Raw genomic sequence first — 21,799 nt, 5'->3', positions numbered from 1 at the left:
ATTCGAGCCGGGATGCGTGCAAAGCGGGCCTCGCAACGGGAGCCTGACCTGCCCCGATGCAAGGCTTCGCGCCGATCACTGCTAAGCTGGGAACACTTGATGTGCGGTGACGCCCTAAAGCAGGTGGCCTGAAAGGCTGCGCGGCGGGGCATTTTTCATGTGAGAGGCACATCCTGCGTCGATGAACGCGTTCTATTTGGTCCCGGCCACCGCTGTTGAAGCGAATCGGTAGACCACCTGACTTTTCCTCGGCGAACCCCTGGCCCAACCGGCGTCGGGGGCCGATGTCCGCAACTGGACACCGCCCGAAAGACATGAAGTTTATGACTACTTTTGCTGCCCTTGGCACGCCCAAGCCCATTGCTGAGTCTCTTGCCGCAGATGGCATCGAAGAGGCATTCCCCATCCAGGTGAAGACCCTCCCGGATACGCTCGCAGGCCGCGACGTTCTGGGCCGGGGCCGCACCGGTTCCGGCAAGACCATCGCTTTCGCCATCCCGCTCGTGGCCCGCTTGGCCGAGCGCGAAGCAAAGCACTTCCGCAAGCCGGGCCGCCCCATGGGCCTCGTCCTTGCACCGACGCGTGAACTGGCAACCCAGATCAACGCCACCATTGAGCCGTTGGCCAAGGCCATGGGCCTGAACACCACGGTGATCTACGGCGGCATCTCCCAGGCACGCCAGGAAAAGGCACTGCGCGCCGGCGTCGACATCGTCATCGCCTGCCCGGGCCGCCTCGAAGACCTGATTCGCCAGCGCATCCTGACCCTCGAAGCCGTTGAGGTCACCGTGCTGGACGAGGCTGACCACATGGCCGACCTCGGCTTCCTCCCGGTCGTCAAGAAGCTCATGGACATGACCCCCACCCAGGGTCAGCGCCTGCTCTTCTCCGCAACGTTGGATAACGGTGTTGACAAACTGGTCAACCGTTACCTTTCCAACCCGCTGACGCACTCCGTGGACGATCCCCAGGCCGCTGTCACCACCATGGAGCACCACGTCCTGGTGGTCAACGACCAGACCGTCAAGAAGCAGCTCATCGTTGAACTGGCCTCCGGTGCCGGTCGCCGCGTCCTCTTCATGCGGACCAAGCACCACGCCCGTAAGCTTGCCAAGACCCTCACCGACGCCGGCATCCCCGCCGTCGACCTGCACGGCAACCTGTCGCAGAACGCCCGCGACCGCAACCTTGCCGAGTTCTCCAACGGTGACGTCCGCGTCCTGGTGGCCACCGACGTCGCAGCCCGCGGCGTGCACGTTGACGACGTCGAACTCGTCATCCACGTGGACCCGCCCACAGAGCACAAGGCTTACCTGCACCGCTCCGGCCGTACGGCACGCGCAGGTTCCGATGGCACTGTGGTTACGCTGACCCTCCCCGAGCAGCAGAGCGACGTCAAGAAGCTCATGAAGGCTGCCGGCGTTGACGTCAATTTCGAGCGCGTCACGGCCAACTCCCCGTTGGTTGCCGAGCTCGTGGGCGACATCGCTGACAAGGTTGATCCCCGCACCCGTGCAGCCCTCCTCGCGGCGAAAGCCCCGCAGGGTGGCGGCACGTCCACCGGCGCCAACGCCCAGCGCAAGCGCGCACGCCGTTCCACGCAGGCTGCTCCCACCGCTGGTGGCCGTGGCGGCCGCAACGGACGCGGCAAGGTCGCGGCTGAGCCGGTTCGTACGGACGTCAACCGCGCTGAGCGTCGGGCAGCAATGAACGACGACGTCGCCCGCAGCTCACGCGGTCGCGGCAAGGCAGCTTCCACTCACCGCAACGACGTTCCCGGCTCGCAGGGCCAGAGCGGCAGGAGCGGTCGTCCGGCTACGGGTCAGCGCTCAGCTTCGGCTCCGCGCACGGCGTCCACCACCTCCACGCGTACCGGTGGGAACAAGGCCGTATGGTCCTCTGCTACGGGCGCTGCGTCCGGTGGATCCTACGGTTCGGGTGCCTCCGGCAACTCCGGCCGCGGTGGCTCCGGCGCAGGTCGTCCGGCACGCAGCGGCCCGCGTCGTGCTTCGGCTCCCGCGTCCAACGAGCGTCGCGGCCGCTAACCTCCCGTTGTGAGGCCCGCTCTACACGCTTTCCGAAAGGAATGGAGCGCAGAGCAGGCCTCGCAACTCCAGGGCTCCACGTTGTGAGGCCCACTCTGCGCGCTTTCCGAAAGGAATGGAGCGCAGAGCAGGCCCCGCAAGTTACCAGCCTCGGGCGCGCCACTCCGCAAGGTGTGGCCGCTCGGCTCCGAGGGTCGTGGGTAATCCATGGCCCGGGTGCACCAGGGTATCGTCCGGATAGGCGTCGAACAGTCGTTCCGACACGTCGTTCAACAGTGAAGTGAAGCGTGCAGGATCTTTCTGTGTGTTGCCGACGCCTCCCGGAAACAACGAGTCCCCACTGAAAATGTGGGCCGGCCCGTCCGGATCCTGGTACACGAAGGCGATCGAGCCAGGGGTGTGTCCACGCAGGTGGATTGCCGTGATCTCGATGTCGTCAAACCGCTCAACGTCGCCGTGACCAAGCCGGACATCCACCGGAACAGGCAACGCATCGGCGTCGTCCGCTCCTGCGGAAGTGCTGGCACCGGTAAAGGCGACCAACTCCGGCAGCGCCCGGACGTGGTCCCAGTGCTGGTGGGTGGTGGCAATCCGGAGCAGTTTCGGCTTCGTGGCCGTGTCCGCGGCACTGTCCTCGAGCACTTGCTGAATGGCCGGAAGGTCGTCGGCGGCGTCGATCAACAACTGCGCACCCGTGGACTTCGAGGTCAACAGGTACACGTTGTTGTTCATCTCGCTGACGGAGATGCTGCGAATGGTGACGTCACGCAATGAGTGAATAAGCGAATCCATCGTGTCAGTCTATGCAGTTGCCGGGTTGGCTTCGCGGCCCTGTGACACCCAGTTGGGGTCGGCCGATCGTGAACCCACGACGGCGGCCGCGGCCTGGTCGAGCACCTCAAGTTGTGCTGTCCCCAGTTGCAGGGACAGTGCCCCCAGGTTCTCGTCGATCCGGTGCGTTTTGCGCGTGCCGGGGATGGGAACCACGGAAATCCCAAGGCGCTGACCTTGGGCGAACAGCCAAGCCAGGGCTACCTGGGCCGGAGTTGCATCCAGCCCGCTGGCTACCTCGCGAACCGCGGCCACCACGGCCTGGTTCGCATCAAGTGCCTCGCCACCAAAACGGGGGATCTTGTGGCGGAAATCGTTCTCGCCCAGATCGCCCGCGCTGACGGTTCCTGTAAGGAAACCACGGCCCAGCGGCGAATACGGCACGAACCCCACGCCAAGTTCCTTGGCTGCAGGAACAACGTTGAGTTCAACATCCCTGCTCCAGATTGACCACTCACTCTGGACCGCGGCAATGGGATGGACGGCGTTGGCTTGCCTGAGTTCCTCGGCTGTCACTTCCGACAGCCCGAGGTGCCGGACCTTGCCCTCACGGACCAGCTCCGCCATAGCCTCCACGGTTTCCACTATCGGAACGCGGAGGTCTCGGCGGTGCAGGTAATAGAGGTCAATCACGTCAGTGTCCAGGCGGCGGAGGCTCGCTTCCGCCGCTTGCCTGATGTAGGGCGCATCCCCGCGGACTCCCGTGTACCCGTCCGCGGGGTTGCCCTCAATTCCAAACTTCGTGGCCACCTGGATTTCGTCGCGCCGCTCCTTCAGGAGCCTGCCCACGAGTTCCTCGTTGCTGCCGGCACCGTAAACATCTGCGGTGTCGATAAACGTAATACCTGCGTCCACCGCATGCCTCAGTGTTTGCAGGCCGTCTTCAGGATCGATTCCGCCGTAGACCGGGGTCAGGGCCATCCCGCCAAAGCCGAGAGGGCTGACCTTGAGGCCGTCGCCGAGTTGAACTGCAGTCATGAATTTCTCCTATGCGCGTAGGTGTTCCAGAGGGCCCTTTGTTGGCGTGAACTCCGTGGACGCGGTGGGTATTCCTGCTGGGTTCCCTGACATGGACCTTGGCTGTGTCCGCGGTGAAGCCCGATTCGGGGGCTTGCTGTGCATTCGATGGTAGGAGACGTCTAATGCGCAGCAAGCCATCGAAATGGACCAGCGCCCACCGCGGAGTGTTGGCTACTCGGCTTTGGCTGCAGGCTTATCGGCAGGCAAGGCCTTCAGGCCGGCAGCACAGCCCACGATTCCCGCGATGAAGAGCAGCTTCAGCGGGCTCGCGGACTCCACGCCCGTGATCATGGCCCAGCCGACAGTGAGTGCTGCACCGATGCCCACCCACACCGCGTAGGCAGTGCCCAGGGGGATTCGCTTCACCGCGATGCCCAGTCCCAGCATGCTCAACACCGCAGTAATGATGAAGACCACGGTTGGCGTGAGCTGCGTGAAGCCGTTGGACAGGCCCAAAGCGGTGGCCCAGACGGCTTCGAGCAGCGCTGAAGCCAGGAGGATGATCCAGAAGATTCCGTTGCCGGTGTTCTTGGTGTTCGCAGTCATGGCTATGCCACCACCTTCAGGCCGACCACACATGCGCCGATGCCGGCAAGCAGGAGCAGCCGGGCCGTCGTCGCACGTTCAACCTTGGTGGCCATTGCGTACGTTGCGGTCAATACGACGCCGACGCCAACCCACACCGCATAAGCCGTGCCTGTGGGGATGGACTGCATCGCGATGGCGAGTCCGGCCATGCTGGCGATGACGGACACCAGGAAGACGACGGTCGGAACAGGCTTACGGAAGCCCTTGGAGCGGTGGAGCGCTGCGGCCCAGACGGCTTCGAGTGCTCCGGAAAGAATGAGAATTATCCACGACATGACATTTCCTTTGGCCAGTCTTGTCGCATTCCGGGTACTGAACCGTCGTCCGGAGGTTCCAGAGCGGAACCTTCATTTCAGGCTAGCAACTCCCGTGCGGGGTGGCCACTTCTGGTGGTTAACGTCACCACCTCAGGCGTGGGCCTCCACATGGTCGATCGAGATGACGGCGATGAAGCCGCGGCCCGAGATTTCCGGGCTGCGGGTGTCGGAGCCGACCACGGCGTCGTACCGTGACAGCTCAACAGGTTCGACCGCACTGGTTGCCGGGGAGTCGCCGTCGGACTCTTCCTCCACAGCGGGTTCCTCCACAGCCGCGCCGGGCGCAACGGTCGCTTTACCCTCCAACAGGACGGCAAGCTGGCCCTCGAAGACCGGGTGCGCACGCTTCTTGGAGATCTCCACGATGGACGTGTAGCCCTTGAAGGCTCCCACCCGGGCAATGACATTCAGATCCCGGATGTTCCCGGTCGGAAGGGTGGCCCCCGACGCAGCCTCGCCCGAGAAACGGAACGGACGGTACTTCTCGAGCGGGTGTTCGGATCCGTCCACCGTGAGCAGCAGCAGTTCGCCTTCGATGATGGTGATCACACGCTCCATGCCCGGGAAGACGGAGAAATCGCCGGCTTTGGAGACGTCGGCGATGCTGACGCGCCAATCCCATGCGCCGTCCTGGGCTGAGGCCGCTTTCGGATGGCTGGCGAGTTCACGCGTCACCCCGCCCCCGTTGCGCCACGGTTCAGGATGGATGTCGGCAAAGCGGATGATCTCCATCCAACCAGCCTAGTGGTGGACACCGCTTCTGCGTTGGCAATGCGGCTTGCTAACGTCATATGTGGAAAACGTTGCGAGTTTGGCTGGAGGCACGGGAATGTTCGTCAAAGTGTGCGGATTGAGCACGCCTGAATCCGTCCGTGAAGCAGTCGACGCCGGTGCTGACGCCGTGGGGTTCGTGCTCACGGCCAGCCCGCGCGAAGTCAGCCTGGACCAAGTGCGCATCTTGCTCCCGCTGGTTCCGGAGGGTGTTCGTGCAGTGGGCGTGTTCCGGCACGAGTCTGCGGCTGATGCCGTTGCCACGGCCCGTGCGGCTGGGCTCGAGTGGGTTCAGCTCCACGGTCACCGGACTGCGGACGACGTAAAAACCGTGCACGACGCCGGGATGCGGCTCATCCGCGCCGTCACCATGGGTGCCGCCCAGGACGAGTTCGCAAACCTGGGCGAGGATGTGTTCCTGGTTGACGCCGCGGTTCCGGGGTCGGGGGAGGCTTGGGACTACGCATCGGTCCGTGCCAAGGGGCTCGACGGCCGCAAGTGGCTGCTCGCCGGTGGCCTCGAACCGGGCAACGTAGCCTTCGCAGCAACTGCCGCCGGCGCGTGGGGTGTGGACGTGTCCTCCGGTGTCGAGTCATCCCGCGGTGTGAAGGACCTGGCCAAGATCCGCGCGTTCGTCGAAGCCGCGAAAGCCTGACCCTCTCTCACTTCCCGCGTGCTTGAACGGATCGCTCTCTCACATCCCGCGTGCTTGAACGGATCGCTCTCTCACATCCCGCGACGTTTCCGGTGGCACCCTCTAGACTCGCTCCCAAGAGAACGAATCACACGGATACCAGGAGTCAAGCAATGAGCACGGAACACTTCACCCTGACCATGAGCCGCGAGTTTGATTCCCCTCGTGAGAAGGTTTTCGACGCCTGGATGGAGCCGGACAAGCTTGCGCAGTGGTTCGGTCCCGCGGAAGTGGAAGCTCCCCGGGAGAAAATCATCGTTGAGCCGCGGGTGGGAGGTATCTGGCAGGTGGTCATGGTGTGGTCGGACGAGGACGGCGAGCAGGAAGCCCCCATCGAAGCCGTGATTACGGAGTTGGAAACCCCGGCTCTTCTGGTCGCGAAAGCCAAAGCTGCTCCGGATGCCGATCACGAATTCGAGGAGATGCGCCTGGAATTCGAGGACCTCAACGGCCGTACCCGCATGAACGTCACCCAGGGACCCTTCGAATCCCAGGAGTGGGTGGACATGACCCGCGATGGCTGGAGCACCTCGTTCGACAAGTTGGACGAACTGCTGGCCTGAGCCGCACAGAAACACATCCACAGGTCAGGGAAGAATCAGGGCAGACCCCTAGGCTTTTTGTCAGGCCCACAGGGGAGAATGGGAACTATGAAAACGCTCCTTAACATCATCTGGCTCGTCTTTGGTGGGTTCTGGCTGGCCTTGGGTTACTTCGCGGCGGGCATCATTTGCTGCGTACTCATCGTGACCATCCCGTGGGGCATCGCTTCGTTCCGGATCGGTGCCTACTGCCTGTGGCCCTTTGGCCAAATGGTGGTGGAGAAGCCGGGAGGAGCCGGGGTGTTCGCGCTCCTCGGCAACGTGATCTGGCTGCTCGTCGCGGGCATCTGGATCGCGATCGGCCACGTGGTCACCGCGTTTGCCATGGCCATCACCATCATTGGCATCCCGCTGGCCATCGCCAACCTGAAGCTCATCCCGGTGTCCCTGATGCCGCTGGGCAAGCAGATTGTGCCCACCAACCAGCCGTTCGTCAGCACCTACCGCTAAGGTGCGCCGCCGCTAGGAAGCCACCACGGCGCCGGTGCGCGGGTCGAAACGGAACGCCCGCTCCAAACGCACCGTTCCGCCGTCGGCTTCTGCTGTGAACACGAGTTCCAAGGTGCTGCGCTCCAGGTCCGCCTCGGTGACGGTGTACGTGGGCGTGAAATAGAGGGCGTGTTCGCCGGGCAGCAGCTCCGCAGGCGGGAACCCACCGGCGTTGTGGTGCGGTCCGAGAAGTACGACGCCGGCAGCCGGCTTAGTGCCTGAGTTACGGACGCGTCCGGTGAAGGCGAGGATGTCCCCGGCTTTGTAGCCTGGGATGATGGGGCCGTAGTTGAGGTCCTGCGCCTCCCGCGTGCCAAGAACCTGGTCCCCGGCGTAGCCTTGGCCGATTTCCTTCCAGGTCTGCACATCCCATTCGCCGTCGCTGTTGGCGGGGATCAGGTGGAAGTCGCCGGCGTTCTGCCACACGGCGGGCCTGCCTGGGGTGATGGACCGGAGCTCCATGTCGAACGCCAAGCCAGTGGATTCCGAGGCATCCGAAACTGGATGCGGAGTAGCGGACAGCTGCTCCGTCAGCTGCTCGGCAGGGATCGACGCGAACACGATCTCCCGGTACCCCTGCCGTTCATAGAGAACCCCGATGTTCCCGTCAGGGAGCCGCGTCACCGTCGAATACGCCGAACTGCCGCCGCAAAGCAACAGCTTGGCGGGCCAGGTGGCGCCGTTGTCGGGGGAGAGGCTCAGGACAGTGTTGCGACGCAGATGGGGGTCGTGGTTGTTGCTCGCGAGCAGCCAGGATGAAGTCTCCGGCGTGGCAAAAGCAGCCACACAGGGCAGACCGTCGAAGCGCGCCAAGGAACCGTTGTCGCTGGGGTCCGGCAACTCTGGAACAGCCTGCAACGGACTCCACGAAAGCCCGCCGTCCTCGGATACAGCGGACAATCGGCACGGCGTTGCCCGTGAATGCAGGAGCAGCCGGCCATCGTCCAAGCACACAACTTTGTTTTCATTGGGCCCGATCCCGGAGGGGCCCGGACCAATCAGCCCACCCAAGGCCCACGTTTCGCCGTGGTCGTCGCTGAACGCAGATGCGGCCATGATGGAACCGTCCACCAACACTACGTACTGCTGCACCAACCTGCCCGCAAAAGCCCCGGCGTGCATCTGGATTCCTTGTCCTGCCGCAGCGAAAAGGCCTGTCACTCCGCGCCCCTTGAGCTGCCCGGTAAGCCGCCGGTGCTGCCAGGTGTCGCCGTCGTCGTCTGAGAAGCTGACGTCCGCATGCTGCACGTCGTCATCCGGCTCCAAACCCGCCACGGCCTCGAAGAAGCCCGCGTGCGTCCCGGCGGCGTGGAACATGAAGATGCGGCCGGTTTCGGCGTCCACCAGCAGGCTCGGATCACCAAAACCGTGCAACCCGGAACCCGTGCGGACAAGCTGCTGCGGCTCCCACGTGACCCCGTTGTCATAGCTGCGACGCAGGAGTAGATCGATGGGATTGGGCAGGTCGTCCAGATTAGGGCGGCCGTCGTAGGCGGCTAACACCGTGCCCCGCGCGCTGATGGCAAGCGCCGGGATGCGGTACTGACGGTAGCCACCCATGCCGCGGACGGCCAGGACGTGTTCAACGTCGGGACGGGCCAGAGGCGTTTCGGCACGGGCGGAACTCAGGAGGTAGGAGGTCACACCTCTATGCTAGCTCGGGCCATGTGCGCGTCGATACCCTGGCGAGTGACCATCAACGCCTACCCAGCCTGAAAAGCCCCGTCCCGAAGCAGGGCCACCACGGAACTGCCGTCCAACTCCGCCGCGATGCTGACATCGTCCGCAAAACCGGCGTCGATCAGTTCGCGTCCACTGGAACAGCCCCGAAGAATGGCGGCCAGCCGGGGCTCGGCGGCGTCGAAGGCCGCCGCAGCAGCAGCCGCCTCCGGGGAGAGACTTCGTCGCCCGGTCGCTGCCAACCCGGCGATGAACGCACCGGCTCCGAGCTGATCCTCCAACGCCGGCCGCAACGCCCCGTCCGTCCACTTTTCGCCCGCTGCTATCACGGCGATCACGGCCTCTGGGGGCAAGGTGGCGTGGACCCAGTCGGCCGTCGCTGCGGCATTCCTGAGCGAGACCGCCACCACTTGGCGAGCCGATGAAGCAAGTTCGTGGCTGATGGTCGACCCGTTGGGAGAGGGAAGAACCACGCGATCCAGCACGCGGGCCCGGCGGAGGCTGGACGGCGACAAGCTCAGGCCTTCAGAACCCCGGGGTCCCGCGAGCAGGGCATCATGACGGACCGCGAACTCGCTCGCCGCCGCATCCCGCAACGGGTAGGGAAGCACTATGGCCCCGCGGTCCACCGCGACACTCACGCACGTGGTGAACGACAGGACGTCAACCACCACCGCAAGGTCGGCTCCGGGCACTACCGCGCGGGCGCCGTCGAGCCCCCACTCAAACCGGACCGCGTACGGAAGCTGCCGCTGCGGCGCGCCAGGTTCGCTGATGGACCCACTCACTCGAGTTCGCCGGCGAGGTTGCGGCGCGCGGCGTCGAGCCAGAGCGCCTTGGCGCGTTCGCCATGGAACAACGGATCATGTCCCAGAAGATGACGCACGACGGCGGCGCGGCCCTTCGCGAAGTCGGCGTCGCTGACGTGCGCATAGTCTTCGCGGACGGCGGCCAGATACCGTGCGTAGGCTTGCTCGTCGCCACCCAGGACGGAGAGATCGGCGTCGCAGAGCAGGGCGCCGGCATGGTCACCGGGCTCGGGGGAGTGCGAGGACGTGAGCCGGACCAGCCGCGCCACTTCGGCCACGTCGGCGGCGGAGAGCCCGGCGGCGGTCAGCCGGTCCTCGGCCAACAGGGCTGATTCTTCCTCATCCTGGCCGGCCACGCCTTCATAAACGGCGTCGTGAAACCACGCCGCCAAGGAAACGGTCCGTGCAGGCAAGGCTGGTTCGGTGAGTACGTCCAAGGCCTCAAGAACAGCCAGGAGGTGGGTGCGGCTGTGATACTTCCGGCCGTCCTCGCCCCACCGTTCCAGGAGTTCCAGGCCCAACTCCTCGTAGCCGGGAAAGATGCTGTTCCATCGCTCCATCAGAGGGACCGTCAAGGCTTTGCTCCGTTCCCGCGCAGGAATCCGCAGCCCGCTGGCGATGAGTTTACGGACCAGGATCCGAGCCTCAACGGGGATGGCGCCAGCAAGGACCAGGTCGTCGTACCGCCGTTCGGGAACGTCGTAGTGGTCTCCGTCGAAGGCCCTCTCCGGAACCCCGGCAGCGGTTGCGAAAGCATGAAGCTCATCCAGCGATGAATCCGATACCAGATGCGAAAAAACGGTCCCGTGCGCTGGCCACAAGGGCGGATCGATGTAGACGGCCATTGCCAAAGTGTAGTCCCAAGCGATCCTTCCCAGTTGCCGGCCGTCGGGACGTCTACCGCCGTGCTGCCGCCCCGGAAATTCGGGCTTCACTGCCCGTACTGTTCACGGCAACTGGGAAGGAGCCTAGGGAAATGTCAGCGCTCGGCGGGCAGGATGTTCTGGTTGCCGCGGAACACGTTGTCCGGATCAAACTGAGCTTTCACCTTGGACAGCCGACGGTAGTTCTGTTCGCCGTAAGCAGCCATGATGCGGTCCTGGCCTTCGTCGCCGATGAAGTTCAGCCACACTCCTCCCGTGGTGTGGGGAGCGATGTCTTGCCTGAATTGCTTCACCCACGCTTTGGCCTCTTGACCGCCCTCCCTTGTTTCGGACAGGCCGAACGGGTGGCTGACCCATGCTGCGCCGCGGTGTTGCAGCGGTGTGTTCGCCGCAGCGGGCCCAGCCACTGCTCCGCCCCAACGTGCCACCAACTGCTGGGAATTCGGTCCTGGAAGGCGTTGGGCAGAGTCCACCAGCACGTCCAGGGCATCGTCAGAGAGTTCGTTGTGATAGTCCGCGCTCCAGTAGTTGTAGTGGTCCGGGGGGTCATCGATCATGCACTGGAAGTCGGCGTAACCCATGGGTGACACCAGATCAACACTCGGACGGAGTTCCTTGAACGGTTTGGCGTGTTCCTCGCCCGCCTCAACATCACCGGCATGGATGTAGGCCATGCCGACGGCGAGCTTGCCCACCATGTCCTCCGGGACGAACTCTTCCGGTGGAGCAGTGAGGTACACGAGTGCAGTCCCTACGGCGTCGGGCGCGTCAAGGGCGAGTTGGCGGTAGGCGCGGGACAAATCCGTGGCATCCTCACCAGGAAACAGCATCAGGCCGGCCATCACGGTGGGGCCGACGTCGTGCAGTTTGAAGGTCAGGGACGTTGCCACTCCGAAGTTCCCGCCTCCGCCGTGGAGTGCCCAAAACAACTCGGGATTTTCGCCCGGGCTGGCAGTCACCCGATCTCCGGACGCTGTGACCAGGTCCACCGAAAGCAGGTTGTCGCACGCAAAGCCGTAGGACCGCTCCAGCCACCCCGAACCCCCACCCAAGGTGAAGCCGGAGACACCCGTGGTGGACGCTCGCCCGCCGGTCACTGCCAAGCCGTACTGCTGGGTCGCGCGGTCGAACTCGCCCCACGTGAGCCCGGCACCCGCTGTAGCGGTCTTCGCCTCTGTGTTGACGCTGATGGTCTTCATCGGGCGAACATCGACCACCAGCCCGCCATCATTGGTGGACATGCCCGCCACCGAATGGCCGCCTGAACGAACCGCGACATCCAGATTGTGGTTGTGCGCGTATCTGAGTGCCTCAGCGACCTCGCCGGGATCAGAACATTTGGCGATCACCGCCGGGCTGCGGTCGATCATCGCGTTGAAGAGTTTCCGGGCCTCGTCATAGGTGGGGCTGTCCGGACGAATCCATTCCATGGGACGCTCCTTCGCGCCTAAGACTCTCTCCCTAGAACAGGGTACGGCTGCGGGTCCTTTGGTGCTAGAGCAAAGCCTTTGCCCGGGCCGAGGCATCGCTTCGGATTTGTTTGACCGCGGCCACTTCGGTCTCCAACTCCTTCATCCGCGTGGTCAGGTATTTATCCAGAACGGTGGTGAGCTTGGCATCGAAGTTGGTGTCCGCGCGGCAGGTGGCATCGGTGACGGCGATCTTGAGTTCCTTCTGGCCTCCGGCATCCAAGCCGGCCGAAGCGGCCTCACCCGGGAGGCTGTAAGGGAAGGCCGTCATGGACATGCAGTTTTTCCAAGCGTCCACGGCACTCTGGATGTCGGCATCCGCAGCCGCAGCGTTTGTGGCAACCAATAAAGAGTTGAACGCCAAGCCGGTGGCCCGCATGTAGTCATTGGCATTGCCGTAGATGGCTGTGATGCCCTCGGCCGTGCATCCTCCCCACTGCATGCCCAACCCCTCAGAAGACTCGACCACATTTTGCTCCGAGGGTCCGCCGCCATTCAATGCCGCCTGGAAGGCAGGATCGGCAAGGAGCTTTCCCACTTCGGAGTTCGTGGCAGGCTCCCCCGGCCCCTGGGGTTTGAAGGTGGCGTAGCCGGAAGCGCGGGCAGTTTCAACGGTGAGTGTGGTGAAGCCGATGTGGTGTTTGAGATCTACTGACTGCTGTCCTGATGCTGCGGGGGTGTAGTCATAGCCCGCTTTGGACATGCACCTCCGAACAGCCTCCGCCACGCCCCTCTGTGCAATCGCATCCTCGGACGCGAACTGCTCAGCGGCCAAGGTGATGCCGGAGACCGGACGCTCGGCAGGCTTGGTCAGCATGGAGGAAACTCCAGGTGTGGCAGCTGCGGCCAAGGTAGCGGCTGCACCGGCGGCAAGAATCAGTGCCCCAATAGTCTTCTTCTTCACTGTTTCTCCTTCGTGACGAATTATCGTCCGTTTTTGGCAATGCGGTGGCCTGCCCCGGTAGTCCCGGGGCATTCGGTAAGGCAGTTGGAGCTAGCCGAGCAGCCTGTTCTGGTAGGCAAATGCCACCAGTTGGATGCGGTTCTTGAGCGTGAGCTTGGAGAGAATGCTGCCGATATGGGTCTTGACGGTGGCATCACTGAGCACCAGCGACGCCGCGATCTCCCCGTTGGCGAGGCCCTTGGCAGCCAGCATGAATACATCGCGCTCGCGCGCGGACAGCGGTTCCAGGACTGACGAATTGGCGGCCGAAGGGGTGGTGTAGTCGCGGAGCAGTTCATTGGTGGCCGACGGTGCCATGACTGCGTGGCCCGAGTGGACGGTCCGGATGGCTGCCAGCAGGAATTCCGGGGTTGCGTCCTTGGTCAGGAACCCGCCGGCACCGGCCTGAATGGCCCGGACCACTGCCTCATCGTGCTGGATGGTGGTGAGCACAATGACCTTTGTCCTACCCGGGCCGTCCGTGATTCGCCGGGTGGCCGTGATCCCGTCCATCACCGGCATCCGGATATCCATCAGCATCACGTCCGGTCCGACGTCCGCCGCGAGGGCAACGGCCTGCTCGCCGTCCGTCGCCTCTCCCACCAGATCCAGGTCCGGTTGGCTGCGAAGGATCATCTTCAGGCCTGCGCTGAACAGGGGCTGGTCGTCCACCAGCGCTACACGGATCTTTGCCTCACTCACGGCAGGGTCGCCTCCACTTCGAAGAGTTGGCCGTCGGTGACCGTTGTCAGGTAGCCGCCTGCCGCCGTCGCGCGTTCACGCATGCCGGGGATGCCGCGGCCGGTTCCCGACGGCGGTACGTCCGTACCGCCGTCGGCCAGTTTTGAGCGGATCGTCAGCCGCAGGCCGGTGGCGTCACGATCCGCCATCACGGTGGCGCCCGCGCTGCGATCTCCGTGTTTGAAGGCATTTGTCAGGCTCTCCTGCACAATCCTGTACACGGTGAGGTCCTCCACGGGCGAAAGCCCTTCCAGGTCGCCGGTGTGAAGTTCCACGGGCATGCCGCTGCTGTGAAGCCGTTGCGCGAGGGCCGGCAGGTCTGCTGCTCCAGGGGCAGGGCCGTCAAGCTCGGAGCCGAAGCTCTGCACCAGCCGCCGCGTCTCCTGCAATGCACTCCTGGCTGACGACGCGATGATGCCGGCCGCTTCCTCCACTGACTCCGGCTCGGTCCTGTGGACGTAGCGGATACCCTCGGCCTGCGCCGTGATCACGGCGAGCGAGTGTGCAAGGACGTCGTGCAGTTCCCGGGCAATCCTGTTGCGCTCCTGCTCAACGATCAAAGCGACGGACGTCGATTCGAGGCGCGATTCTGCCTGTTCCTTGGCCTGCCGGTTGGCGGCAGCCTGCCGCACAGTAGTTGCCGCCGCCCACCCCGCAAGGTTGAGGGCTGTAAAGGATGCAAAAACCAGGAAGGCATACAGGGCGATCCGGAAAGTACCCGCTTCGGCGAGTTGCTTGCCGAACACGAAATTGATCCAGCTGGTGTCGGCGAACCAGTTCACAGCCACCATCCCGGCGGCGGCAACAGCGGCGACGGGAAGCGGCCACCGTTGCGGTTCTCTCCAGCCCAGGGTTGCGAAGAAGACAAGAACGGGAAGCATGACGAACTGGGTTGCGCCGGTCACCATCACGCTCGGGAAGACGCCGAATGCCTGGAGCCCCAATGCTGCGAACGCGAAGATGAAGGCCGGAACCGGAATCAGCTCCGCTGCGGCCACCGCTGCCGTCAGCGCAAACAGGACAGCGCTCGCAGCATCGAAGCCGTGCTCGTCGAGGATCATCAGCGCCACGAGCATGGCAGCGGCAACGATCGGCGCGGCTGCGGGGCGAAGGGCTTGGATGCTCGTGGACATGTCCTCAACACTAGGGTGCGCGGACCCGGCGTCGGCGCCGTTTCGGTCGGTTTCACCCGGAAGGTGGAGCAAGTTCGTCCGAGGTGCTGAGGTTCCCTGCACGACGGCGGCGCGCACCGAATCGCGCTTGGCAAGAACCATTGATCACATTTCGTTTGCGGTGAAATGCTGATGCAGAATCCGCAAATACGGAACTAGACTCATTCCATGCCGCAAATACGAATCTCGGAGGCCGCTCGCTTCCTGGGTGTCAGCGACGACACCGTAAGGCGCTGGACGGAAAACGGAACGCTGACCGCCCAGAAAGACCCGGCCGGACGCCTCGCAGTGGACGGACTTGAACTCGCAACGCTTGCCCGCGGGCAATCACACCTTCCCAACGATCCCTCGCGGACAGGAAGCTCGGCCCGGAACCGGTTCGTTGGCCTGGTCACGGGCATCACCGCGGACAAGGTCATGGCGCAAGTGGAGCTTCAATGCGGGCCTTTCCGCGTGGTGTCACTCATGAGCAGTGAAGCCGTCACTGAGCTCGGCCTGGAACTTGGTTCGGTGGCCACCGCCGTGGTCAAGGCCACCACGGTCATCATCGAAACTCCCCAGGGAAAGAGCATCGTATGAGTCTCACCCATAAGCCGCTCAGCGCGCTGCTGCTTGCAGGAGTCCTTTCTGCCAGTCTGTCGGGCTGCGCTTCAGGGACCGCGGGTCCGGCCTCCAGCGGTGCTGCAACCTCGAGGCAGCCCTCCGGGGAGATCACCGTCTTCGCCGCAGCATCACTGAAAATGACCTTCACCCAATTGGCCGATGACTTCGAAGCCAAGAACCCGGGCACCAAGGTGAATCTGAGTTTCGCCGGCTCCTCCGACCTGGTCACGCAGATCACCCAAGGCGCCCCCGCCGACGTGTTCGCTTCAGCCGATACCAAGAACATGACCAAGCTTGCCGAGGCCAAACTCGTGGATGGTACGGCGACCGACTTCGCCACCAACGTCCTGGAGATTGCCGTCCCACCCAGCAATCCGGCGTCGATCTCTTCCTTTGCCGACTTGGCCAAACCCGGAGTCAAGGTGGTCACCTGCGCGAGCCAGGTGCCATGCGGGGCAGCCACGGACGCCGTTGAGAAAGCGAGCGGAACCACCTTGAGTCCGGTCAGCGAGGAATCGTCCGTCACGGATGTCCTCGGCAAGGTCACCTCGGGCGAAGCCGATGCAGGCCTGGTCTACGTAACGGACGTCAAGGGGGCCGGGGACAAGGTCAAGGGCATCCCCTTCCCGGAATCAGACCAAGCCGTCAACACTTACCCCATAGCCACAGTGGGCACCAGCAAGAACAAGGCGTTGGCAGCGGCATTCATTGCCATGGTCACCGGCGACGCCGGCAAGAAGATCCTGGGCGACGCCGGCTTCGGCACGCCGTAGTGGTCCGGGAACGCTGATGAAACGAGACGCCTCCGGGTACAACGGCATCCCGCGGTGGATCTATGCCGTGGCCGCTCTCGGAGGATTACTGGTGGTCCTGCCATTGGTGGCAATGCTGGCCAAGGTCAACTGGCCGCAGTTCATCCCACTCATCACGTCCGAGTCCTCGCTCGCAGCACTGAGCCTTAGCCTGCGAACCTCGGCCGCAAGCACGGTGCTCTGCATCGGGCTGGGTGTTCCTTTGGCGTTGGTGCTGGCGCGTGGCGACTTTCCAGGTCAGCGCCTGCTGAGGGCGTTTGTCCTCTTACCGCTGGTGCTGCCGCCCGTCGTCGGGGGCATCGCGCTGCTGTACACGTTTGGGCGCCAGGGCCTGCTGGGGAAGTCCTTGGAGGTGGCGGGAATCCAGATTGCATTTTCCACTACCGCGGTGGTCCTGGCCCAGACTTTTGTGGCCCTGCCCTTCCTGGTGGTCAGCCTGGAGGGGGCTCTGCGATCAGCCGGAAACAAGTACGAAGCCGTCGCTGCGACACTCGGCGCCCGGCCAACCACGGTTCTCCGCCGGGTCACGCTCCCGTTGGTCCTGCCGGGGCTCGCGTCCGGTGCGGTGTTGTCCTTCGCACGCAGCTTGGGCGAATTCGGAGCCACCCTGACCTTCGCGGGAAGCCTGGAAGGGGTCACCCGCACGTTGCCGTTGGAGATCTATCTGCAGCGGGAGACCGACGCCGATGCCGCCGTCGCACTGTCCTTGGTGCTGGTGGCGGTGGCGGTTGCCGTGGTGGGGCTCAGCTACGGCCGCAGGCAGGGCAGTAAGCGCGTGGAGGTCCAATCGTGAGTTTTCAAATGCAGGCCATCCTCGGCGCCAGGAATTTCGACATGTCCCTCAGGCTCAACGACGGCGAGACCGTTGCCATTCTTGGTCCCAACGGGGCCGGGAAATCGACGCTGTTGGGTGTGATCGCCGGACTGCTGCGGCCGGATTCCGGCGCGGCCACGATGGGCACAACGAAAAACGGCGAACGGGCGTTGTTCAACCTCGACGGCGACACTCGCTTGTGGAGCCCACCGCACCTCAGGGGGACCGCCCTACTGGCCCAGGAAGCCCTCCTGTTTCCCCACCTGAACGCGTTGGACAACGTGGCGTTCGGGCCGCGCAGTGCGGGGGCTTCGAAGGCGGACGCGCGGGAAACTGCCCGGCACTGGCTGGCGGAGGTTGATGCCTCGCCGCTGGCCGACAGGAAGCCCTCCCAATTGTCCGGAGGGCAGGCCCAACGGGTTGCGGTGGCCCGCGCTTTGGCAGCCGACCCGGAACTCCTCCTCCTTGACGAGCCCATGGCCGCGCTGGATATCCATGCTGCCCCCTTGCTGCGCCGCGTGCTCAAGCGGGTTCTTGAGGGCCGCAAATCCATCATTGTTACGCACGACGTCCTGGATGCCTACATGCTTGCCGATCGCGTCATCGTGGTGGAAAACGGAAGGATCGCCGAGCAAGGCCCTACACGCCAGGTCCTTGAAAGACCCAGAAGCCATTTCGCAGCCGGCTTGGCAGGGCTTAACCTCGTCGCCGGCACCCTCAGCGAGGACAGGATTACGACGCCGGATGGCCGGGTTTTCGCCGGCCAGCACGATCCCGGCTGGTCACCCCAGTCCGGCCAGGCAGGCGTGGCAGCGTTCCCGCCGTCGAGCGTTTCCGTTTTTCCCGGTGAGGTGCACGGCAGCCCGCGCAATTCCTTTCCCGTGGTCATCACAGACCTTGAACCACACGGCGACCAGATCAGGGTGCGCGCAAGTCCGGGGCAATCTGCGCAGGTCCTTTCCGCCGACATCACCCCGGCTGCTTCTGCCGATCTGGGCCTGGTGCCTGGCATGGAGGTGAGGTTCGTGGTCAAGTCCGCGCTGGTCTCGCTGTACCCGGCGTGAAATTCAGTCGCGGTACATCCGCTCGGCGTAGGAGGGTCCGTAGTAGGACTCCAGCTCTTCCAGAGGTGTCTCCGGTTGGGTGTAGGCCTTGGACAGGACCGCGATGCTGGGCAGCCCTTCCGGTTCCCAGGTTTCAGGCTGCCACAAGCCGCTGCGCATGAAGGCCTTGCCGCAATGCGTGAAGACTTCGTCAACGGTGACCACAATGGCAGCTCGGGGTCGATGTCCCTTGACCACCATGTGATCGAAGAAATCGGCATCCCGGACAATCTGCGCCTTACCGTTGATCCGCAAGGTGTCCGTCCGGCCGGGGACTACGGACAGAATGCCGACGTTGGGGTTCTCCAGGATGTTGTGGAAACCGAAGGCCAGCTTGTTGCCGGGCCGCTCGGGGATGGCAATGGTCTGGTGATCCAGGACGTGGATGAATCCTGCGGGATCCCCCTTGGGAGAAGCGTCAACGCGACCCTGGGCGTCCGTGGTGGACACCACGCAAAAGGGGCTCGCGGCCAACCATTGGCGGTCAAAATCGCTGAGCGACGTACGCACTTTTTTCCGCGTGCGTTCAAGGGGCAGGCCTATGAGTTCTTCGAGTTCATCCGCGCTTGAAATGGTGTCCATGGCCCCAGCCTACGGGTGCGGAAGCTGCCTGTTATTCACATAGTCACGGGTTTGTCTGGACACGGGTTTCGCCGTGGGCAAACATGGAACCCAGTGGTCTGAAAATTAAAGTTGAGCGTAGTAGACTCAACTTTGAAAGCATCGGATCCACTCCAGAAAGGGAGCACTCTTTGGACGTCAAATTCACCACCAAAAGCCAGGAGGCCCTTTCTGCGGCCGCCATGAATGCCTCGACTGCCGGCAACCCGCAGCTTGAGCCCGCGCATCTGTTGAAGGCGCTGATGGACCAGCGTGAAGGCGTTGCAGTGGCCCTGCTGCGAGCCACCGGTGCCGACCCTGATGCCGTGAGCGTGCAGGCCAGCTCGGCTATCAAAGCGCTGCCGTCGTCCTCAGGCAGTTCTGTCCAGCAGGCACAATTGTCGCGCCAATCCATGCAGGCCATCCAGGCTGCCCAGAACGAGGCCGACAAGCTCGGCGACTCCTTCGTCTCCACCGAGCACCTGCTGTTGGGCCTCTCGGCCGGAAGTGACGCCGTCGGAAAGCTGATGCGCGACGCCGGTGCCTCCCATGAGGCGCTGCTCGCCGCCCTGCCGGGTGTCCGAGGGGACAGGAACGTCAACTCGCCGGACCCGGAAAACACCTTCCAAGCGCTGGAGAAATTCGGTACCGACCTTACTGCCGTGGCGCGCTCCGGCAAGCTGGACCCCGTGATCGGGCGCGACAGCGAGATCCGTCGTGTCGTTCAGGTCCTTAGCCGCCGTACCAAGAACAACCCCGTCCTGATTGGCGAGCCCGGCGTCGGCAAGACCGCCGTGGTTGAAGGACTCGCCCAGCGCATGGTGGCCGGTGACGTCCCGGAGAGCCTGCGCGGCAAGACGCTCATCGCGCTGGACCTGGCCTCCATGGTTGCCGGCGCAAAGTACCGCGGCGAGTTCGAAGAACGACTGAAGGCCGTGCTTGAGGAGATCAAGAACTCCAACGGCCAGATCGTCACGTTCATCGACGAAATCCACACAGTGGTAGGTGCAGGTGCAACGGGTGAAAGCGCCATGGATGCGGGCAACATGCTCAAGCCCATGCTGGCCCGGGGCGAGCTCCGCCTCATCGGCGCCACCACCTTGGATGAGTACCGCGAGAACATTGAAAAGGACCCGGCCCTGGAACGTCGTTTCCAGCAGGTCTACGTTGGCGAGCCCAGCGTCGAGGACACCATCGGTATTCTCCGCGGCCTGAAGGAACGTTACGAGGCTCACCACAAGGTAGCCATCGCCGACTCTGCTTTGGTGGCCGCGGCAACGCTGTCCAACCGCTACATCTCGGGCCGGCAGCTCCCTGATAAGGCCATCGACCTCGTGGATGAGGCCGCGTCCCGGCTCCGCATGGAGATCGATTCCGCGCCGGAAGAGATCGACCAGCTCCGCCGCGCCGTTGACCGCTTGACTATGGAAGAGCTGGCCTTGCAAGGCGAGACCGATCCTGCATCGGTGGAACGCCTGGCCGCGCTCCGCGCGGACAAAGCCGACAAGAACGAGGAACTCAGTGCCCTGAATGCGCGCTGGGAAGCCGAGAAGGCCGGACTCAACCGGGTGGGCGAGCTCAAGGCAAGGATCGACGAACTGCGTTCCGCCGCGGACAAGTCCCAGCGCGAGGGCGACCTCGAATCGGCGTCGCGGATCCTTTACGGCGAGCTGCCCGCACTGGAACGCGAGTTGAGTGCCGCTGCTGAGGAGGAGTCGGCCCGGAGCGAGTCCAAGCCCGAGTTGATGGTCGCCGAAGACGTGACTGCTGACGACATCGCCGAGGTCATTTCGGCCTGGACGGGGATCCCTGCCGGCCGCATGCTGCAAGGTGAGTCGCAGAAGCTGCTCCACATGGAAGAGGAGCTTGGCAAGCGCCTGATCGGGCAGAGCAAGGCTGTACAGGCTGTGTCCGATGCTGTGCGCCGTGCCCGCGCAGGCATCAGCGATCCCAATCGCCCCACGGGTTCGTTCCTGTTCCTTGGCCCCACCGGCGTAGGTAAGACGGAGCTGGCCAAGGCTTTGGCAGACTTCCTCTTTGACGACGAACGCGCCATGATCCGGATCGACATGTCCGAGTACAGCGAGAAGCATTCGGTGGCCCGCCTGGTGGGTGCCCCTCCCGGATACGTGGGCTATGAGGAGGGCGGCCAGCTGACCGAGGCTGTGCGGCGCAGGCCGTATTCCGTGGTGCTGCTGGACGAGGTGGAGAAGGCCCACCCGGAAGTCTTCGACATCCTCCTGCAGGTCCTCGACGACGGCCGGCTCACCGACGGTCAGGGCCGCACCGTAGACTTCCGCAACACCATCCTGGTGCTGACGTCCAACTCCGGAAGCCAGTTCCTGGTAGACCCCACCATGGACGCCAAGGCCAAGCGCGAGGCTGTCATGGCTGTGGTGCAGGCATCCTTCAAGCCGGAGTTCCTGAACCGCCTGGACGAGATCGTGCTCTTCGATCCGCTGTCCGTGGAGGAACTGGCCCGGATCGTGGAACTCCACGTGGCCGAGCTCAGCAACCGACTCCGGGATCGCCGCTTGAGCCTGGAAGTTTCGGACGGGGCGCGTGCATGGTTGGCCATGTCCGGGTTCGATCCCGCTTACGGTGCCCGACCCCTTCGCCGGCTCGTCCAGCGGGAGATCGGCGACCGTCTCGCCAAGGAGATCCTTGCCGGCGAAATCAGCGACGGAGACACCGTGCTGGTGGACACCGCAGCCGACTTGGACGAGCTTACCGTTGAGGGCCTCGAGGCACTGACCGGCCCCGACGGCGGCGCTCCCGTAGGAACGGGCCTTACGGTCCGCAGGAAGTAAAG

Annotated in this window: 22 protein-coding genes and 1 riboswitch; of the genes, 9 read left to right on the top strand and 13 right to left on the bottom strand. The window is 64.0% G+C overall.

What is annotated here, in order from left to right:
- The first annotated feature begins 323 nt into the window (after window positions 1–323).
- Complete coding sequence (locus WBN73_RS07720; protein WP_207595029.1) at window positions 324–2,045, top strand: DEAD/DEAH box helicase; 1,722 nt, start codon at window positions 324–326, stop codon at window positions 2,043–2,045.
- Window positions 2,046–2,186: 141 nt separating this feature from the next.
- Here the strand turns inward: WBN73_RS07720 and WBN73_RS07715 are convergent, their stop codons facing one another.
- From WBN73_RS07715 to WBN73_RS07695, 5 genes are all read right to left on the bottom strand, one after another.
- Window positions 2,187–2,837: an MBL fold metallo-hydrolase gene (locus WBN73_RS07715; protein ID WP_337339909.1), complete on the bottom strand. Its 651-nt coding sequence runs from the start codon at window positions 2,835–2,837 to the stop codon at window positions 2,187–2,189.
- A gap of 9 nt (window positions 2,838–2,846) precedes the next feature.
- On the bottom strand, window positions 2,847–3,854 hold the full coding sequence (locus WBN73_RS07710) for an aldo/keto reductase (RefSeq protein WP_207595025.1): 1,008 nt from the start codon (window positions 3,852–3,854) through the stop codon (window positions 2,847–2,849).
- A 213-nt stretch (window positions 3,855–4,067) separates the two neighbouring features.
- The gene (locus WBN73_RS07705; protein ID WP_278251940.1) at window positions 4,068–4,442 is read right to left on the bottom strand and encodes a DMT family transporter; all 375 of its coding nucleotides are present in this window, start codon (window positions 4,440–4,442) and stop codon (window positions 4,068–4,070) included.
- A gap of 2 nt (window positions 4,443–4,444) precedes the next feature.
- The gene (locus WBN73_RS07700) at window positions 4,445–4,759 is read right to left on the bottom strand and encodes a DMT family transporter (RefSeq protein ID WP_280623846.1); all 315 of its coding nucleotides are present in this window, start codon (window positions 4,757–4,759) and stop codon (window positions 4,445–4,447) included.
- Between the two features lie 9 nt (window positions 4,760–4,768).
- Window positions 4,769–4,834, bottom strand: a riboswitch (guanidine-III (ykkC-III) riboswitch).
- Window positions 4,835–4,891: 57 nt separating this feature from the next.
- Complete coding sequence (locus WBN73_RS07695) at window positions 4,892–5,533, bottom strand: HutD/Ves family protein (RefSeq protein ID WP_207595021.1); 642 nt, start codon at window positions 5,531–5,533, stop codon at window positions 4,892–4,894.
- A gap of 97 nt (window positions 5,534–5,630) precedes the next feature.
- Between WBN73_RS07695 and WBN73_RS07690 the strand changes: the two genes are divergently transcribed.
- From WBN73_RS07690 to WBN73_RS07680, 3 genes are all read left to right on the top strand, one after another.
- On the top strand, window positions 5,631–6,227 hold the full coding sequence (locus WBN73_RS07690) for a phosphoribosylanthranilate isomerase (RefSeq protein ID WP_337339910.1): 597 nt from the start codon (window positions 5,631–5,633) through the stop codon (window positions 6,225–6,227).
- Window positions 6,228–6,379: 152 nt separating this feature from the next.
- Window positions 6,380–6,829 (top strand): SRPBCC family protein, encoded by a 450-nt coding sequence (locus WBN73_RS07685; protein ID WP_207595017.1) that lies wholly within the window; start codon window positions 6,380–6,382, stop codon window positions 6,827–6,829.
- A gap of 87 nt (window positions 6,830–6,916) precedes the next feature.
- A complete protein-coding gene (locus WBN73_RS07680; protein WP_011776159.1) occupies window positions 6,917–7,318 on the top strand; it encodes a YccF domain-containing protein in 402 nt (133 codons plus the stop codon).
- Window positions 7,319–7,330: 12 nt separating this feature from the next.
- Here WBN73_RS07680 and WBN73_RS07675 read toward each other — a convergent pair whose 3' ends face one another.
- The 7 genes from WBN73_RS07675 to WBN73_RS07645 form a co-directional block, all read right to left on the bottom strand.
- On the bottom strand, window positions 7,331–9,001 hold the full coding sequence (locus WBN73_RS07675) for a sialidase family protein (RefSeq protein WP_337339911.1): 1,671 nt from the start codon (window positions 8,999–9,001) through the stop codon (window positions 7,331–7,333).
- A 59-nt stretch (window positions 9,002–9,060) separates the two neighbouring features.
- Entirely contained in the window at window positions 9,061–9,825 is a 765-nt protein-coding gene (locus WBN73_RS07670; protein WP_337339912.1) for a 2-phosphosulfolactate phosphatase, read from the bottom strand.
- Window positions 9,822–10,691: a DUF4031 domain-containing protein gene (locus WBN73_RS07665; protein WP_337339914.1), complete on the bottom strand. Its 870-nt coding sequence runs from the start codon at window positions 10,689–10,691 to the stop codon at window positions 9,822–9,824. The genes WBN73_RS07670 and WBN73_RS07665 overlap by 4 nt, the downstream gene beginning before the upstream one ends.
- A gap of 134 nt (window positions 10,692–10,825) precedes the next feature.
- The gene (locus tag WBN73_RS07660) at window positions 10,826–12,160 is read right to left on the bottom strand and encodes an FAD-binding oxidoreductase (RefSeq protein ID WP_337339915.1); all 1,335 of its coding nucleotides are present in this window, start codon (window positions 12,158–12,160) and stop codon (window positions 10,826–10,828) included.
- Between the two features lie 64 nt (window positions 12,161–12,224).
- Window positions 12,225–13,103 (bottom strand): hypothetical protein, encoded by an 879-nt coding sequence (locus WBN73_RS07655; protein ID WP_207595008.1) that lies wholly within the window; start codon window positions 13,101–13,103, stop codon window positions 12,225–12,227.
- 90 nt (window positions 13,104–13,193) lie between these two features.
- Window positions 13,194–13,844: a response regulator transcription factor gene (locus WBN73_RS07650; protein ID WP_337339916.1), complete on the bottom strand. Its 651-nt coding sequence runs from the start codon at window positions 13,842–13,844 to the stop codon at window positions 13,194–13,196.
- On the bottom strand, window positions 13,841–15,016 hold the full coding sequence (locus tag WBN73_RS07645; RefSeq protein ID WP_337339917.1) for a sensor histidine kinase: 1,176 nt from the start codon (window positions 15,014–15,016) through the stop codon (window positions 13,841–13,843). The genes WBN73_RS07650 and WBN73_RS07645 overlap by 4 nt, the downstream gene beginning before the upstream one ends.
- Window positions 15,017–15,223: 207 nt before the next feature.
- On the opposite strand from WBN73_RS07645, the gene WBN73_RS07640 reads away from it, so the two are divergent.
- Genes WBN73_RS07640 through WBN73_RS07625 form a run of 4 tightly spaced genes read left to right on the top strand, consistent with a single transcriptional unit; the run spans window position 15,224 to window position 18,348 of the window.
- Window positions 15,224–15,634: a TOBE domain-containing protein gene (locus WBN73_RS07640; protein ID WP_280623829.1), complete on the top strand. Its 411-nt coding sequence runs from the start codon at window positions 15,224–15,226 to the stop codon at window positions 15,632–15,634.
- Complete coding sequence (gene modA / locus WBN73_RS07635) at window positions 15,631–16,431, top strand: molybdate ABC transporter substrate-binding protein (RefSeq protein ID WP_337339918.1); 801 nt, start codon at window positions 15,631–15,633, stop codon at window positions 16,429–16,431. The genes WBN73_RS07640 and modA overlap by 4 nt, the downstream gene beginning before the upstream one ends.
- A 16-nt stretch (window positions 16,432–16,447) precedes the next feature.
- Window positions 16,448–17,263: an ABC transporter permease gene (locus WBN73_RS07630; RefSeq protein ID WP_369745213.1), complete on the top strand. Its 816-nt coding sequence runs from the start codon at window positions 16,448–16,450 to the stop codon at window positions 17,261–17,263.
- On the top strand, window positions 17,260–18,348 hold the full coding sequence (locus WBN73_RS07625) for a sulfate/molybdate ABC transporter ATP-binding protein (RefSeq protein WP_337339919.1): 1,089 nt from the start codon (window positions 17,260–17,262) through the stop codon (window positions 18,346–18,348). Before WBN73_RS07630 ends, WBN73_RS07625 begins: the two co-directional genes overlap by 4 nt.
- A gap of 3 nt (window positions 18,349–18,351) precedes the next feature.
- Here WBN73_RS07625 and WBN73_RS07620 read toward each other — a convergent pair whose 3' ends face one another.
- The gene (locus tag WBN73_RS07620; RefSeq protein WP_337339920.1) at window positions 18,352–18,969 is read right to left on the bottom strand and encodes a pyridoxamine 5'-phosphate oxidase family protein; all 618 of its coding nucleotides are present in this window, start codon (window positions 18,967–18,969) and stop codon (window positions 18,352–18,354) included.
- Window positions 18,970–19,139: 170 nt separating this feature from the next.
- Between WBN73_RS07620 and clpB the strand changes: the two genes are divergently transcribed.
- Entirely contained in the window at window positions 19,140–21,797 is a 2,658-nt protein-coding gene (gene clpB, locus WBN73_RS07615; protein ID WP_207594994.1) for an ATP-dependent chaperone ClpB, read from the top strand.
- The last annotated feature ends 2 nt before the right edge of the window (window positions 21,798–21,799 follow it).

This window comes from Paenarthrobacter sp. CCNWLY172 (assembly GCF_037402035.1).
In the GTDB taxonomy this organism is placed as follows: domain Bacteria; phylum Actinomycetota; class Actinomycetes; order Actinomycetales; family Micrococcaceae; genus Arthrobacter.
Note: the sequence above shows the minus strand (reverse complement) of the source record. Positions and strands in the feature narration are given on the sequence as shown.

Coding starts and splice junctions, on each gene's coding strand:
- WBN73_RS07720 (WP_207595029.1), top strand. CDS start 324: ATGACTACTTTTGCTGCCCTTGGCACGCCCAAGCCCATTGCTGAGTCT.
- WBN73_RS07715 (WP_337339909.1), bottom strand. CDS start 2,837: ATGGATTCGCTTATTCACTCATTGCGTGACGTCACCATTCGCAGCATC.
- WBN73_RS07710 (WP_207595025.1), bottom strand. CDS start 3,854: ATGACTGCAGTTCAACTCGGCGACGGCCTCAAGGTCAGCCCTCTCGGC.
- WBN73_RS07705 (WP_278251940.1), bottom strand. CDS start 4,442: ATGACTGCGAACACCAAGAACACCGGCAACGGAATCTTCTGGATCATC.
- WBN73_RS07700 (WP_280623846.1), bottom strand. CDS start 4,759: ATGTCGTGGATAATTCTCATTCTTTCCGGAGCACTCGAAGCCGTCTGG.
- WBN73_RS07695 (WP_207595021.1), bottom strand. CDS start 5,533: ATGGAGATCATCCGCTTTGCCGACATCCATCCTGAACCGTGGCGCAAC.
- WBN73_RS07690 (WP_337339910.1), top strand. CDS start 5,631: ATGTTCGTCAAAGTGTGCGGATTGAGCACGCCTGAATCCGTCCGTGAA.
- WBN73_RS07685 (WP_207595017.1), top strand. CDS start 6,380: ATGAGCACGGAACACTTCACCCTGACCATGAGCCGCGAGTTTGATTCC.
- WBN73_RS07680 (WP_011776159.1), top strand. CDS start 6,917: ATGAAAACGCTCCTTAACATCATCTGGCTCGTCTTTGGTGGGTTCTGG.
- WBN73_RS07665 (WP_337339914.1), bottom strand. CDS start 10,691: ATGGCCGTCTACATCGATCCGCCCTTGTGGCCAGCGCACGGGACCGTT.
- WBN73_RS07660 (WP_337339915.1), bottom strand. CDS start 12,160: ATGGAATGGATTCGTCCGGACAGCCCCACCTATGACGAGGCCCGGAAA.
- WBN73_RS07645 (WP_337339917.1), bottom strand. CDS start 15,016: ATGTCCACGAGCATCCAAGCCCTTCGCCCCGCAGCCGCGCCGATCGTT.
- WBN73_RS07640 (WP_280623829.1), top strand. CDS start 15,224: ATGCCGCAAATACGAATCTCGGAGGCCGCTCGCTTCCTGGGTGTCAGC.
- modA (WP_337339918.1), top strand. CDS start 15,631: ATGAGTCTCACCCATAAGCCGCTCAGCGCGCTGCTGCTTGCAGGAGTC.
- WBN73_RS07630 (WP_369745213.1), top strand. CDS start 16,448: ATGAAACGAGACGCCTCCGGGTACAACGGCATCCCGCGGTGGATCTAT.
- WBN73_RS07620 (WP_337339920.1), bottom strand. CDS start 18,969: ATGGACACCATTTCAAGCGCGGATGAACTCGAAGAACTCATAGGCCTG.